This window comes from Anaeroplasma bactoclasticum, from assembly GCF_003550015.1.
In the GTDB taxonomy this organism is placed as follows: Bacteria; Bacillota_I; Bacilli_A; order Acholeplasmatales; family Anaeroplasmataceae; genus Anaeroplasma; species Anaeroplasma bactoclasticum.
Window position 1 is genome coordinate 28,376 of the sequence record NZ_QXEV01000003.1, and the last position, 15,620, is coordinate 43,995.

Consider the following 15,620-nt stretch of genomic DNA (forward strand, 5'->3'; position numbering starts at 1 on the left):
GCATATTTAGAAAGGGTGATTAAAATGATTAATTCTTACATTAATGGATTAGTTTCTTATGCAGTAAAAAAAGGCTTAATTGAAGAAGAAGATAGTGTTTATTCTAGAAATAGAGTATTAGCTTTATTAAAGCTTGATGATTATAAAGAATGTGAGCCTAAGGAATTAGAGCTTCATGAATTATTAAAGGGTATTACAGATTTTGCAGTAGAAAAGGGCTTATTAAATGATTCTATTACAGAGCGTGATATCTTTGATACAGAGCTTATGGCTATTTTTACAGATAGACCATCAAGTCTTATTAAGAAATATAATGAATTATATAAAAAGGATCCAATGCTTGCTACCAATTGGTATTATGAGTTCTCTTGTAATACAAACTATATTAGAAAAGATAGAATTGCTAAGGATGTTAAATGGAAAACAGATACAGAATATGGTACATTAGATATCACTATTAACTTATCTAAACCAGAAAAGGACCCTAAGGCAATTGCTGCAATGAGAAATGCTAAGGTAAGTCAATATCCTGCATGTCAATTATGTAAGGAAAATGAAGGCTACTTAGGTAGATTAAATCACCCAGCAAGAGGAAATCATAGAATTATTCCCCTATCTATGGAAGGAGAAGATTTCTTCTTACAGTATTCTCCATATGTTTATTACAATGAGCATTGTATTGTATTTAACAAAATACATAAGCCAATGATTATTGATAAGCCAACATTAAGAAAGCTACTTTCCTTTGTGGATTACTTACCTCATTACTTTGTAGGCTCTAATGCGGATTTACCTATTGTTGGTGGTTCTATTTTAGCTCATGAGCATTTCCAAGGTGGTCATAACCATTTTGCAATGGAAGATGCAAAGCCTATTTATGAATTTACAGTAAAGGGATATCCAAATAGCAAGCTTGCGATTGTAAAATGGCCACTATCTGTAATTCGTGTATATTCTAGCAATAAGGATGAGGCAGCAAATTTAGGTGAGCATATTTTAAACACATGGATTAATTATTCTGATGAAGAAGTATCTATTTATGCTTATACAGATGGTGTAAGACATAATACAATTACTCCAATTGTTCGTAAGAAGAATGGATTATATGAAATGGATTTAGTATTAAGAAATAATCTTACTACAGAAGAATATCCATTAGGATTATTCCATCCACATCCAGAATATCATCATATAAAGAAGGAAAATATTGGATTAATTGAAGTTATGGGTCTTGCAATTTTACCAGCAAGATTAAAGAAGGAAATCCAATTAGTAGAAGAAATACTACTTGGTAAATCAGATATCACAGAAGAAACAGAAAAGCATAAGGATTGGATTGAATCCTTAAAAAAGAAATATACATTTACAGAAGAGAATGTAGATTCTATTGTTAAAGAAGAAATCGGTATTACATTCGGTAAAATACTTGAAAATGCAGGTGTATATAAAATGACAGATGAAGGAATTGAACACTTCATTAAGTTTACAAAGGCATTATAAAAAGAAATAGGTATATAATACAATTTGTAAAAGTGTAATTTTGCGTGCTATCAAATTTTTGATAGCGCGCATTTTTTTTGATATATGATAAACCAACAATAAAAAGAGACGTGAATTTTAAAAAAAACACAAATTTAAATTAAAACTTCATATAAAAATTGTTTGACAGTCAAACAAATAACAGTATAATTGTTCTTGAAAAACTAGAAAACTACAAAAAAGGGAGGGATTATATTATGTTAAAAAAGTTTTTTGGTATTTTATTGAGTACTGCAAGTAAGCACATATTTTTTAGAAGATGTCAAACTAGGAAGTGTATTCGATATATATTTGTAGTTGTTTCAGTGTTTACCACGGTTTTTATCCTTGGTGCATGTTCTAATGGAAATCATGATCAAATTAAAATACGTGACATTGGTATAGTTGGATGTAATAGCATAGAAGATTATCAAGATTTTTTATATAATCAATTTGATAGTATTATCTCAAATGAAGATGAAGGAGTTATTGATTTAACCTTGACAAATAATTTGTCAAATTATCAAAAAAAACAATTTACCTTCTTATCATCAATTGATGAATCAAAAAAGGTTAATAAAAAAACAAATATATCTTTTGATTGTGAGACATTAATTTTTAATTGCTCTATATCATATGAGTGTGAAGGCGAAGTAATAAAAGAAGATATTATTGAAAGTAATCCATATTATGTTCCGGAGACTAATGATTATTATATTTTCGTTGATGGGGAAGAAATATCTATAAGCGAAGCACTGAATAATGATTCGATTGATTTTTGTATTGCGCTAGTTGATGATGCGGTATATTTAGCTGCTATAGCAGTTGTTGCAGTTGTAATAGTTTCTATGCCTGTTATTGAAAAAGTTGTTACTGGTTTTGTTAAAGCTGTAGAAACATTCTTTACTAGTTTTTGGAATTGGTTAAAAGGAATTTTTTCAACAAAAACTACATATACTCCTGTTTATGAAGACAGAATTAGTTATGAGGTTAGATATGAAAATATCACATATACATTGGTGGAGGCGGATGTAAAAGAATCGGATTTGAAAGAGAAAAAATATTATTTGTGTGTTGTAGCAACCGACGAGAAAAAACTTTATATGTCTCCTATTCCACTTAGAGACTGTTATGTTGCCCCTATACTAGCTTCATCAAAATATGTTAATAGTTTTTCCAAAGATGGAGAAAGGTATTGTTTGAGTACATATACGCAAAAGGATGATGATGCATATTCTGCTGCATTGGCCGCAGCCAATTTAATTGGATTAGATTATGTTACTTTTCATTCAAAATACACTAGCAATGGCACTATAAAAAGTGGACTCCAATTTGATCACTATCATCCTGGATATGACAACGGAAGATGTTCACATGCACATAGTTTATTTGGTATTCCAACATTAAAATGATTATGACAATAGATAGATTTTATAAAACAATAGAGCAGTATTCTTATAAAGAGATATTATTAAAAGATGACTACGAGTATTATGTTCGTGTTAATGAGAAACATAGAAGAATTCATCTTAGCGGCAAAAGCAAATCAATTGAATCAATTTCTAATGGCGAAATAAAATCTAGTGAATGCTATAAAGTATTTGTTATTGACGTTGGTACTTGTTATCAAGATTTACTCAAAAAACATATAAATGGTTTTTATAGGGTTTTAATTATAATACAAATTGATGAAAACAATGTTAAGAAATGTATAATGAAGTACCCATATTGCAATGATAATTGCCTAGAAATAATATCAGAGGATTTTGAATTATATGAAAGATAAAAGAATTGTTTTTATCCTTTGTATGAATATTATAGAAATATTTGCTATAGTTTTCTTTGTTATATTTGCAGTAAAAAATAGATATACAATTAGCTATGAAGACTATTTTATGGGAGTTGTCGAAATAAAAATAGAAACGACTGACGGCAAAAATGGATATGCAACTGGGTTCAAAATCGAAAATGGAATATTGACGAATAAGCATGTTATACAAAAAAATAATAATTATTATAAAAGTATTGAATATAGAAATGCAAATGAAACAGGGTATAACGTTATAAATAAAGAGAATATTATAGTTGATGATTCTTCTGATTTAGCATTCATAAATATGGAAACAAATAATTGTTTAAAGTTGACCGACAGTTTTACATTGGGGGATAGTATATTTACAATTGGTAATCCAAATGGTTGCGGTTTGGGACTATCTTTTGGGTATGTGTCAGCGTATAATTATTCGGAGAATTTTGAAATGAATGTAATTAGATTGGATTGTAGTTTAAATAACGGAAACAGTGGAGGACCAGTTATTAATAAGAATGGATGCGTAATTGGAATTGTTTCTTTTAAAATAAATGATTTGCAAGGAAATGCATTAGATGGAATAGCTTATGCGATTCCATCTAATGAGATAATGAGATTTTTACAAAAATGTTTTCGAGCATAAAGTGCATTAGTTCAGGGTTAAGAAATTATTTCAAAATATAGTATGATTTGGGTTTTACTTTAGTATTTTTGTATTAATAAGAAGGATAGTATAACATTACATATAGAGTCTAAGGCAAAATTGCTTTAGACTTTTTTTCTTTATATTTTTAAAGAAAAATGGTATATTATTATTCAGAGGAAGAGATTATGAGATTTTCAAAACTAATGGATACCTTTGAAGAAGGTATATTTGCAAATCTAAATAATAAAAAGCTAAAGCTAGAATCAAGTGGTAAAAAGGTTTATGATCTATTTGTCGGTACACCAGATTTTAAACCAGATTTAAGTATTATAAATGCTATGAAAAATGCTTTAGATGATCCAAATAATATTAAATATTCCTTACATGATATGGATAGCTTATTAGAAAGATTCATTAAGCATTATAAGGATAGATTTAATGTAGAATTAACTAAGGATGAAATCACTACTGTAAATGGTACTCAAGAGGGTATGTGCCATATCGGAATGCTACTATGTGATCCAGGGGATTACTGTTTATTACCTAATCCTGGATATGTAGCATTTAATGCTTCAGCTAAGCTAGCTAAAGCAAATATAATTACATATCCATTACTTGAAGAAAATGATTTTATGCCAAGATTAGATTTATTGGATGAAGAAGTATTAAAGAAGATTAAGTATGTTATAATATCTTATCCATCAAATCCTACTGGTGGTATTATAACTAAAGAAAGATATTTAGAAATTATTGAATTAGCTAAAAAGTATGGTTTTATTATTGTAAATGATAATGCATATTCCGATATTATTTTTGATGGAAATGAATCTTTTTCATTTTTATCCTTGCCAGGTGCATTTGATTGTGGATGTGAATTTTATTCCTTATCTAAATCCTATAATACAACTGGCGCAAGAATATCTTTCTTTTTAGGTAATAGTAAAATAGTTTCTGAATTTAAAAAGCTAAGAAGTCAGTATGACTTTGGTATGTTTTATCCTATTCAATATGCAGCTATTGCTGCAATGGATGTAGATAAAACGATTATTGAAGCTCAAAAAAAAGAATACGAATTAAGAAGAAATGCTTTATGTGATGGCTTATCTTCCATTGGATGGAAGGTAAATAGAAGCAAAGGCACAATGTTTGTGTTTGCGAAGATCCCAAATAAATATGAGGATTCCCTAGAGTTCGCAGAAGATTTACTAGAAAAAACAGGCGTACTTTGTACCCCAGGTGCTGCCTTTGGTACTCTAGGTAAGAAATATGTTCGTTTTGCGCTTGTAAAGCCTGTAGAAGAATTGCAGGAGGTTATACGTGTAATCGATGAGTCCGGTATTTTAAAATAAAATAAAAAGGAAGTGAGACATTGAACAAATACATGTTTGTTGCAATCGAAGAGGCAAGATATGGCATCAATCATGGACATGGTGGTCCATTTGGGGCTGTAGTTGTTAAGGATGGAGAAATTATTGGCCGTGGTCATAATCAAGTAATTCTTAATAATGATCCAACATGTCATGGTGAGATGATGGCAATTCATGATGCTTGTAAAAAATTAGGCACTTTTGATTTGTCTGGCTGTGAGATTTACACAACTGGTGAGCCATGTCCAATGTGTATGGGTGCTATTTTGTGGGCAAACCTCGACAAGGTGTATTTCGGCTGTAATGTTATAGATACAGAAGATATTGGCTTTAGAGACAATAAGTTCTATAACAGAACAGAAGAGGAAAAGAAAAAATTTTCTATTTGCTTAGATAGAGATGAATGCTTAAAGCTATATGCCGAATACAAAGCTATAGAAGATAAGAAGGGATATTAATATGAAAATGCTATTAAAAAACCATTGGAAAGAATTGGCAATTGTTTTTGTATATATATTAGTAGCATGCTTAGCCTATGGAGTTTGGTTTAATTCCTTATGGCATAAGTGGTATATCAATTTAATTACTATTTTAGTGATTATAGCAATTGGTGTGGTTATTGGCTTCTTCTATATCAAAGGAATGGATAAGGAAAAAGCTAAAGAAGAACAAAAGGAACCATCTATAGAAGAACCTATAGTGGAAATAAAAGAAAGTGAAGGAGAAAACTAACGTGGGAGACATAGTTTTAAAAACCTATGGACTATCAAAAAAATATGATGGTGCATTAGTTTTAAATGATGTAAATATGACTGTTTATAAGGGGGATATTTACGGATTTGTTGGAGAAAATGGTAGTGGTAAAACTACTATTATTCGTTTAATTTCTGGTCTTATATTCCCTAATGCTGGATATTATGAGCTAATGGGAAAGAAATCAGATGATCCAGAAATTATTGAATCAAGAAGAAGAATGGGTGCAATTGTTGAATCCCCATCTATTTACTCACATTTAAATGCGAGAGATAATCTTTATATGCAAGCTTTAATTTTGGGCATTAAGGATGAAGGAAGAATTAAATGGGCATTAGATACTGTTGGTCTTGGTCGTTTATATGCGGATGATAAAAAGGCTGGCAATTTCTCTTTAGGTATGAGACAAAGACTAGGTATCGCAATGGCATTAATGACTCAAGCAGATTTCTTAGTATTAGATGAACCATTAAATGGATTAGACCCAGAGGGTATTGTTGAGGTTCGTAATTTAATTAAAGAATTAAATCAGAAATATGGAATTACATTCTTAATTTCATCTCATATTCTTACAGAATTATCTTTAGTTGCTACAAGATATGGTATTATTTCTAAAGGTCATATGATTAAAGAAATTAGTGCAGATGAATTAAAGAATCAGTGTGAGAAGAGAATTGCAATTTCTACATTAGATAAGGTAAATGTAAAGAATGCATTATTATCTTTAGTTTCTTTAGAAGATATAAAGGAGACTCCTGAAGGATTTGTTATTCCTGGTGATTTAGAGTATTCTAAGGTTTTAAGTGCATTACAGGGACTTCCTATTACTGGAATAAATACAGAAACCACCTCAATTGAGGATTATTATTTATCTGTAATTAGAGGAGGTAAGCAAAATGCTTAATGTATTAAAAGCGGATTTATATCGTATTGTTAAAGATAAGATGTTCATAATTCTTCTTATTATTGGTGCAGCTATTTCTGTTGTGTTACCTGTAGCTCTTGCAGGAATTTATATGGGAGTGGCTGGAGGCTATAACCGCGCGGCTGTGGATTCATTATATATTGTTGATGTAGTTGCTTCTCCAAGCTCAGCATTCGGACTTGTTTTAGGAATATTTATTTTAATTTTCTTAGGTAAGGATGCAACAACCTTAAGAAATAAAGTTATCGGTGGTATTTCAAGAAAAGATATTTATTTTTCTAACTTGCTATTATGTATTATTCTTTATGTAGGTTTAATGCTTGCACATTCCTTATTAACATTTGTAGTTACTGAAATTTTCTTTGATATAAAAGCTGCGGATTTCCTATATGTCTTTTTGGGATTCTTATTTAAGGTTTTTGGATATTTTGTTATAGCAGCTATGCTATCCTTCTTTGGACAAGCATTCCGTACTATCGCACTTGGAATTGTATTATTTGTAATTCTAGCAGAAGTTACAGTAGGTTTTGGTTCAATAGTTCAAGCTCTTGTACCTACTATGATGGGTCAGCCAGGTTATGAACATTTGGAGCCATTATTTAAAGGATTAACCATTGTATCATATGCTTTGTTCCAATATTCAATAGGTTTAACATTACAGGTTGAGCATAATTTAATGTTCTGCTTAACTTATTTCACATCTTTAGTATTATTTGGTATGGCATTTATTGGCTTTGGCTACTTAATTATGCAGAAAAAAGATTTAAAATAACATGGATTAGGCCCTATATGGGCCTTTTCTTTTCCATTTATTGAATTTTAGAATTATTGTGATATAATTATCCTAGTTTATCTAAAACTAATGTTTTAGAGAGTGAGGTAATATTATGTTAGATATTAAATTTGTTAGAGAAAACCCTGAAATAGTAAAAGAAAACATCAAAAAGAAATTCCAAGATCAAAAATTACCTTTAGTTGATGAGGTAATTGAAATTGATACAAAGATTCGTGCATTAAAGGTTGAAGGTGAAAACCTAAAGGCACAAAGAAATACTCTATCTAAGCAGATTGGTCAGCTTATGAGAGAAAAGAAGGTAGAAGAAGCAAATAAGATTAAGGAAATCGTTGCAAAGAACAACGAAAGAATTGCTGAAATCGATCCTGAAATTGCTACTTTAGAAGAAGAATTAAAGAAGAGAATGATGGTTATTCCGAATATCGTAGATGCATCTGTACCAGTTGGTAAGGATGATTCTATGAATGTGGAAAACCAAAAATATGGTGAGCCTGTTGTTCCACCATATGAAATTCCATATCATGCAGATATCATTGCTAAATTCAATGGCTTAGATAAGGAAGCTGCTGGTAGAACAAGTGGTAATGGTTTCTATTACCTAGTTGGTGATATTGCTAGATTACATTCTGCAATGCTATCTTATGCAAGAGATTTTATGATTGATAAGGGCTTTACTTATTGTATTCCACCATTTATGATTCACTCTGATGTTGTAAATGGCGTTATGTCTTTTGCTGAAATGGAAAATATGATGTATAAGATCGAAGGCGAGGATTTATACTTAATTGGTACATCTGAGCATTCTATGATTGGTAGATTTAAAGGACAGATTATTAAAGAATCTGATTTACCTTTAACTTTAACAAGTTATTCTCCATGCTTCCGTAAGGAGGTTGGTGCTCATGGTATTGAAGAAAGAGGAATTTACCGTGTTCACCAGTTTGAAAAGCAAGAGATGATTGTTATTTGTAAGCCTGAGGATTCTATGGAATGGTATAACAAAATGTGGAGTTACACAGTAGAATTCTTTAGAAGCCTAGACGTACCTGTACGTACTTTAGAGTGCTGTACTGGTGACTTAGCTGATTTAAAGGTTAAGTCTTGTGATGTTGAAGCTTGGTCTCCTCGTCAGCAGAAGTATTTTGAGGTTGGTTCTTGTTCTACTTTAGGTGATGCTCAAGCAAGAAGATTACAGATTCGTACTAAGGGTGATAATGGTACATATTTAGTTCATACACTAAATAATACAGTACTTGCTACACCAAGAGGATTAATCGCTGTACTTGAGAATAATTATAATGAGGATGGTTCTGTTAGCATTCCTAAGGCATTACAGCCTTATATGGGTGGAAAGACTATCATTAAGTAATTAAAGGGATTTGAAATCCCTTTTTTTTACATATAATAAACATTTGTGTTTGATAATTTCTAGATTTGTTGTTATAATGCTAGAGTACGTTTTAAGGAGGTTTTAATTTTGAATCCTTTATATATAAATTTATTTGAGGCTGTAACTACTACAGCAGAGGAAACTACAACTACACAAACAGCTGCCGAAGAGCTTGCATCCATTACTTGGGTGGATGTATGGAATAAAATCGTTGACTGGGCAATGAATACCGGAGTAAAGATTTTAATTGCTTTAGTTGTTTGGATTGTTTCATTTAAAATTATTAATATTATATTTAAAAGAATTGCAAGAGGACTTGCAAAGAAAAAGGCAGATGCTACTTTATCTAAGGTATTAGTAAATATGGGTAGAATCGCAATTAAAATACTAGTTTTAATTGGATTAATTGCTTATGTAGGTATTCAAACTGCATCTCTATCCGCATTAGTATTAGCTATAGGTACAGGTATTTCCCTTGCACTTCAAGGAACATTATCTAATTTTGCTGGTGGTGTAATCATTATAATTATGAGACCATTTAAATTAGGTGATTTCATTACATCTAATGATCAATCTGGTACAGTAGAGGATATTAAATTATTCTATACTTATATTACAACTCCAGATAATAAGGTTGTAATGATACCAAATGGTGCACTTGCAAATAATGTTATTGTAAACTTCTCAGCTAAGGATACTAGAAGAGTTGATGTTGTTATGTCTATTGCATATGGTGCTGATTTAGAGCTTGCTAAGAAAATAGCAAAAGAGGTTTGCTCAAATAATGAGAAAATCTTCCCAACTCCAGCTCCATTTGCAGAGGTTGGTGAATATGGCGCATCCTCTGTTGAAGTATATATTAGATGCTGGTGTAAAAAGGAAGATTTCTGGAATGTAAAATTCTATATGCTAAGGGAAATTAAGAAGTCATTTGATGAAAATGGAATTGAGATTCCATTCAATCAATTGGATATCAATTTTAGAAATGCTATTCCAGAAAATGTTAGTAAAAAATAGGCCTGTGGTTTCACAGACCTTTTCTCGCTTTAGGGAGGGTATATGTTAAAAAGATTTATTAGCTACTATAAGCCATATAAGGGTATGTTCACCCTAGATATGCTTGCATCCTTATTCATTGCAATTATAGGTATGGCATATCCAATATTAACCAATATTATCTTAAGAAATGTAGTTCCAGATGAACAAATGGAAGAGACAAGAAAAATTACTTTAATTTGCATATTAGCTAGTATTTTAATTGCTTGTTATTTTATTCGTATGGGACTTAGATTCTTTGTTCAATATTACGGCCATGTCATTGGTGTTAAAATGCAAGCCGATATGAGAAGAGAATTGTTTACTAAGCTTGAGAAGCTTCCATTTTCTTATTATGATGAGCATGAAACAGGTAAAATAATGTCAAGAATGACCAATGACTTAATGGATATATCCGAGCTTGCTCACCATGGTCCTGAAAATTTCTTTATTTGTGGAATTAGTATTATTTTATCCTTAGGATACTTATTCTATTTGAATTGGGTCTTTGCATTAATTATATTAGGCTGTGTACCACTACTTATAGTAATTACTTTAATATATAGAAAGAAAATGAGAGATGCCTTCATGGCAACAAGAAAAAGTGTTGCAGAAATTAATGGTGCATTAGAATCCTCTATTTCTGGTGTTAGAGTTACAAAGGCATTTACGAATTCAGAAAAGGAATTAGAAAAATTTGAAATAGGTAATAAAAGCTTTGTAAAATCAAGATCCATTGCATATAAGGCTATGGGTGCATATTCTTCTACAACTACCTTTGTTACAGATTTATTTAATGTAGCATTATTAGCTGGTGGTGGAATTTTAGTTGCTCTAGGTAAGCTTGAAATATCTATTTATGTAACATTTGTTGTTTCTGTATCTTTATTTATTACTCCACTTACTACATTAATTAATTTCGTAGAACAATATCAAAATGGTGTAACAGGCTTTAAAAGATTCGTTGAAATCATTGATGAAAAGGAAGAAGAAACTGATCCAAATAGTATTACAGTATCTAAATTAAAAGGCGAAATTGAATTCCATGATGTATCCTTTGGCTATCATAATAAGGATTATGATATCGAAGAAAATGAATATCAGCAAGAAAGAAAAGAAGTCTTATCTCATGTATCCTTCAAATTAGATGAAGGAAAGACTATTGCGTTAGTTGGACCATCTGGAGGTGGGAAGACTACTATTTGTCATTTGATTCCTAACTTTTATAAATGCAGTGATGGATATATTACAATTGATGGAAAAAGAATTAATCAAATTACTTTTGATTCCTTAAGAAGAAATATAGGTATTGTTCAACAGGATGTATTCTTATTTAATGGCTCTATAAAAGATAACATTTTATATGGTCGATTAGATGCAACAATGGAAGAAGTCATTGATGCGGCGAAAAGAGCGAATATCCATGACTATATCATGAATTTAGAGCATGGCTATGATACTCAAATTGGTGAAAGAGGCGTAAGATTATCTGGTGGACAAAAACAAAGATTATCTATCGCTAGAGTATTCTTAAAGAATCCATCTATTTTAATCTTAGATGAGGCAACAAGTGCCCTAGATAACGCAACAGAAATTTTAATTCAAAGAGCTTTAGATGATTTATGTAAGGGTAGAACTACAATTGTTGTTGCTCACAGATTATCTACAATAAGAAATGCAGATGAAATCTTAGTTGTAATGGATGGAATAATAAAAGAAAGAGGTACCCATGAAGAATTATTATTAATGAATGGGGAATATACAAAGCTTTATCAAGCTCAATTTGGAAAATAAGCACCTAGAGTGCTTTTTTCTATTAATCAAAAAAGTGGAGACATCTCCACTTAAATAATTACAATATTAATGTTTCTTTTTGAATAAAATATATTTACTATTGTTATAGTAGAAGAATTATCATCTATATAGTATAAGATTTTGAAATTCTTGAAATGTGTTGATCTGATATTCTTGTTCTTTAAAAATATCTCATCACATAATTTATTTCTTTTAGGCAATTCGCTTAAAGAATTAATTGTAGACATTATACCTAGTGTAATAATTTGTGCAGCTCTAGGTCCAAGTAACACGTTAGAAATATAATCATATATTTCATTTAAACTATTTTCGGCTATAGATGAATATTCAATTTTATAGTGCATTATTAAATTTCTTCCTTAGCTTTGCTTCTACATCTTGGCTAGAAATGGTAGTTCCATTAGTATGTTCTTCAATTGCTTTATCACACATTAAAGCTATTTCATCTTCTGTATAATCTTCATATGGTTTAGGCATATTTGAAATGACTGGAGTAAATGGAATTCCATTCCTCATCTTTATTTGATTGAAATACATAGTAATTGCAGTTGTCATAGGAATTCCTAGGCTTTTTAATATCTTATCAACATCATTTTTTAATTCTCTGTCTATACGCAATGAAATGGTTGAATCTTTTTGCATTTTAAATCACCTCTAAATATATTATATTTTACAAGACTAACAAAATCAATACAACGTAATGCAAATGTTTAAACAGTATAAATTCCATTGGTTTTATGTATATAAATAAATAATAAGGAGTGCTTTTTTCTTTTTTGGTTTTGTTTTATAATAAAAACAATAGGGAGGTAGTTTATGAGCTACAAACGATTCAATAATTTAGTAAAAATGACATTAGATGATTTATATTTAGGAAATCCTAAGACATTATCGGATTTAAAAGAAAACATATATAATATTGTTGAAATGGAAGCTCCACTTACTTTAAATACATTAAAGGCTAGATTAAGAGAAGCCTTTGGTGTTGCTAAAATAAGTCAAAAGGCTTTAGATATTATTATGGAAGATATTAAAGAATTAGGCTTAAAAACTACAGATAATTTTTATGATATAGTTTTATGGCCTAAAAGTGGTGTATTTGATATAGATGAATTAAGAGAAGGAGATCGCCTAATTTATGATATTCCATATCAAGAAATGGTTATCCTAGCTTCTAGCTTAAGCTTATCTGGAGAAAAATTATATAGAGCTATCTTAGCTCATTTTGGCTTACAGGTATTAACCCAAAAGGCTTTAGATTATTTAAGATTTATTGAAACAAAACTATAATAAATTATCCTAAGATTTTCTTAGGATTTTTCTTTACTATTGTTCAATTAATTTATTATAGTATAATGTATTTGAAATTAGGTGATGGTATGTTAACTGTTGTATTAAATAAAAACGAAGAAAAAGAAAAAATAGAAGGATTTCCTTGGGTTTTTAATAATGAAATAAATTCCTTTAAAGGAGATAATATTGTATCTGGGGAAGTAGTAAGGGTTGTTACTTTTGATGGTAAATTTGTTGCTTACGGATTTTTAAATACATCTTCAAAAATAATGGTAAGAATATTATCAAGAAATGAAGAGGATGTAATTGATAGAGAATTCTTTAAAAGAAAAATGGAATATGCATTAGAGCATAGAAAGAATATTAACTTTAATGATTCTAATTGTATGAGATTAATATTTGCTGAGGCAGATTCTCTACCTGGTTTAATTGTAGATAAGTATGCAAATTATTTATCTGTTCAGTTTTTATCCTTAGGAATGGATAAGATTAAAGGAATGATAGTAGAATTATTAATTGAATTAACAGGTTGCTTAGGTATATATGAAAGAAGTGATGTACCTGTAAGAGAAAAAGAAGGACTTCCTCTTTTTAAAGGTCCTATATATGGTGAATTTGACCCTAGAGTTGAAGTTATGGAAAACGGAATAAAGTTTATCGTTGATTTAGCTGAAGGTCAAAAAACAGGCTATTTCTTAGACCAAAAGCTAAATAGAGATAATATTAAATATTATTGTAAAGATAAAAATGTATTAGATTGCTTTTCTAATGTTGGAGGATTTGCACTTCATGCATGTAAATATGGAGCAGCCCATGTAGATGCATGTGATATATCAAAGAAGGCTTGTGATGATATATTAGTAAACGCTAGATTAAATAATTTTAATCAATTAGATGTTATCTGTGAGGATACATTCAATCTACTTAGAGACCCTAAAATGGTAAATAAGTATGATACTATAATCTTGGACCCGCCAGCATTCACCAAATCAAAGGATTCTGTTAAGAATGCTTATAAGGGATATAAAGAAATTAATTTATCCGCAATGAAGATTATTAAATCTGGTGGATATTTATTAACATTTAGCTGTAGCCAGCATATGACTCCAGATTTATTCATGCAAATGATTAAAGAAGCAGCTCATGATGCAAAAAGAAGTGTACAATTCTTAGATTTTAGAATTCAATCTATTGATCATCCTGCATTACTTCAATCGGATGAACAGCTATATTTAAAATGTATGATATTAAGAATAAACTAAAAAGAGGACGTCGTCCTCTTTTAGTTATTTATATACTTTTGTTTATATTTTGTTGGAGTATATCCTGTTATTCTTTTAAATGCTTCTGTGAAGCTAGATAAGTTTTTATATCCAACTTGTCTATATATTTCAGTGAAGGATTTTTCACCTCTTAATAATAAAGCCTTTGCTTCACTAATTCTTAGTTTATTTAAATGTACGATAGGAGTATCATTCATATAAGCCTTAAAGGCTTTTGTGAAATATGCTAAAGAATAATCACTCATTGCTGCTAGATTGGATATATCTAAATCTGGTTCCATATAATGATTATACATATATAGAATCATATTCTTTATATTCTTTCTATATTTCTTTTCTGGTCTTCTATTATCTACTCCAATAGATAATCCACTACAAATTAAAGTAGAAGTAATTAGCTTTGCTAAATTTTCTGCTTTAAAGATATTATATTGTGGTTTAGCTAATTCTTTTTGGAAATCTTTAATAACCTCTAAAATAGTTGGAGGCATATTAAATCTTGTATAGAAATATTTATCTTCATATCCTAGTCTTTTCTTTAGATCATCTAAATAATCCTTATCTACTGTAATATCAATTACAGAAGATTTATCTAATGGGAATACAATTCCATGAGTAACTAAAGGATTTACAGGATAAATATATCCCACCTCTCCAATATAATTGGCTTTTTCATATACGAGTAATGCAACAGTATCTATTGGAATAATAAATTCATACTCTGTATGAGAATGGGAAAAGGCATCAATGGTTTCATGTCCTTCCTCATAATAATACTCTGCAATTGAAAAATCCCTTATTGTAGATATAGAGTTATAATTTTTAATTTGGCTAATACTTGCTCCATGAGCTTGTAATACTCCCATAACTAACCCTCCGAATGGTATATCTTATTGTGATAATAACATAATTATTTTAAAAAAAGAAACATTTTTGTATATATTTTTCAATTATTTTCCCAAAATACATTACTTTTTTCATTTTTTGGA

General features: G+C 29.9%; 17 protein-coding genes. 14 read left to right on the forward strand and 3 right to left on the reverse strand.

The features are described 5' to 3' along the window. The first annotated feature begins 24 nt into the window (after positions 1-24). The 12 genes from galT (at position 25) to EI71_RS02135 (ending at position 12,034) form a co-directional block, all read left to right on the forward strand. Positions 25-1,500, forward strand: a complete 1,476-nt coding sequence (gene galT, locus EI71_RS02080; protein WP_119015592.1) for a UDP-glucose--hexose-1-phosphate uridylyltransferase — start codon at positions 25-27, stop codon at positions 1,498-1,500. Between the two features lie 236 nt (positions 1,501-1,736). After that, on the forward strand, positions 1,737-2,930 hold the full coding sequence (locus EI71_RS02085; RefSeq protein WP_162849687.1) for a hypothetical protein: 1,194 nt from the start codon (positions 1,737-1,739) through the stop codon (positions 2,928-2,930). Between the two features lie 2 nt (positions 2,931-2,932). Beyond that, on the forward strand, positions 2,933-3,304 hold the full coding sequence (locus EI71_RS02090) for a hypothetical protein (protein ID WP_211321007.1): 372 nt from the start codon (positions 2,933-2,935) through the stop codon (positions 3,302-3,304). Continuing rightward, positions 3,294-3,971: a S1C family serine protease gene (locus tag EI71_RS02095; RefSeq protein ID WP_119015595.1), complete on the forward strand. Its 678-nt coding sequence runs from the start codon at positions 3,294-3,296 to the stop codon at positions 3,969-3,971. Before EI71_RS02090 ends, EI71_RS02095 begins: the two co-directional genes overlap by 11 nt. A gap of 188 nt (positions 3,972-4,159) precedes the next feature. Then, entirely contained in the window at positions 4,160-5,323 is a 1,164-nt protein-coding gene (locus EI71_RS02100; RefSeq protein WP_119015596.1) for a pyridoxal phosphate-dependent aminotransferase, read from the forward strand. A 20-nt stretch (positions 5,324-5,343) separates the two neighbouring features. Further along, positions 5,344-5,799, forward strand: a complete 456-nt coding sequence (locus EI71_RS10470; protein ID WP_119015597.1) for a nucleoside deaminase — start codon at positions 5,344-5,346, stop codon at positions 5,797-5,799. A 1-nt stretch (position 5,800) separates the two neighbouring features. After that, complete coding sequence (locus EI71_RS02110) at positions 5,801-6,073, forward strand: hypothetical protein (RefSeq protein ID WP_119015598.1); 273 nt, start codon at positions 5,801-5,803, stop codon at positions 6,071-6,073. 1 nt (position 6,074) lies between these two features. Then, entirely contained in the window at positions 6,075-6,998 is a 924-nt protein-coding gene (locus EI71_RS02115) for an ATP-binding cassette domain-containing protein (RefSeq protein WP_211321008.1), read from the forward strand. Continuing rightward, positions 6,991-7,791 (forward strand): hypothetical protein, encoded by an 801-nt coding sequence (locus tag EI71_RS02120; RefSeq protein WP_119015599.1) that lies wholly within the window; start codon positions 6,991-6,993, stop codon positions 7,789-7,791. Before EI71_RS02115 ends, EI71_RS02120 begins: the two co-directional genes overlap by 8 nt. A 115-nt stretch (positions 7,792-7,906) precedes the next feature. Further along, positions 7,907-9,184 (forward strand): serine--tRNA ligase, encoded by a 1,278-nt coding sequence (serS, locus tag EI71_RS02125; protein WP_119015600.1) that lies wholly within the window; start codon positions 7,907-7,909, stop codon positions 9,182-9,184. 108 nt (positions 9,185-9,292) lie between these two features. Next, complete coding sequence (locus tag EI71_RS02130) at positions 9,293-10,222, forward strand: mechanosensitive ion channel family protein (RefSeq protein ID WP_119015601.1); 930 nt, start codon at positions 9,293-9,295, stop codon at positions 10,220-10,222. 42 nt (positions 10,223-10,264) lie between these two features. Next, entirely contained in the window at positions 10,265-12,034 is a 1,770-nt protein-coding gene (locus EI71_RS02135) for an ABC transporter ATP-binding protein (RefSeq protein ID WP_119015602.1), read from the forward strand. Positions 12,035-12,084: 50 nt separating this feature from the next. Here EI71_RS02135 and EI71_RS02140 read toward each other — a convergent pair whose 3' ends face one another. Both EI71_RS02140 and EI71_RS02145 read right to left on the reverse strand, forming a co-directional pair. After that, positions 12,085-12,399, reverse strand: a complete 315-nt coding sequence (locus EI71_RS02140; RefSeq protein ID WP_119015603.1) for a type II toxin-antitoxin system RelE/ParE family toxin — start codon at positions 12,397-12,399, stop codon at positions 12,085-12,087. Continuing rightward, positions 12,389-12,697, reverse strand: a complete 309-nt coding sequence (locus EI71_RS02145; protein WP_119015604.1) for a type II toxin-antitoxin system RelB/DinJ family antitoxin — start codon at positions 12,695-12,697, stop codon at positions 12,389-12,391. Before EI71_RS02145 ends, EI71_RS02140 begins: the two co-directional genes overlap by 11 nt. A gap of 174 nt (positions 12,698-12,871) precedes the next feature. Here EI71_RS02145 and EI71_RS02150 point away from each other — a divergent pair, with 174 nt between their 5' ends. Beyond that, positions 12,872-13,345 carry a DUF3320 domain-containing protein gene (locus EI71_RS02150; RefSeq protein WP_119015605.1) on the forward strand — a complete coding sequence of 158 codons (474 nt, stop codon included), beginning with the start codon at positions 12,872-12,874 and terminating at the stop codon, positions 13,343-13,345. An 89-nt stretch (positions 13,346-13,434) separates the two neighbouring features. Beyond that, positions 13,435-14,610: a class I SAM-dependent rRNA methyltransferase gene (locus EI71_RS02155; RefSeq protein WP_119015606.1), complete on the forward strand. Its 1,176-nt coding sequence runs from the start codon at positions 13,435-13,437 to the stop codon at positions 14,608-14,610. A gap of 20 nt (positions 14,611-14,630) precedes the next feature. On the opposite strand, the gene EI71_RS02160 is transcribed toward EI71_RS02155, so the two are convergent. Then, positions 14,631-15,497 carry a helix-turn-helix domain-containing protein gene (locus EI71_RS02160; protein ID WP_119015607.1) on the reverse strand — a complete coding sequence of 289 codons (867 nt, stop codon included), beginning with the start codon at positions 15,495-15,497 and terminating at the stop codon, positions 14,631-14,633. Positions 15,498-15,620: the final 123 nt, after the last annotated feature.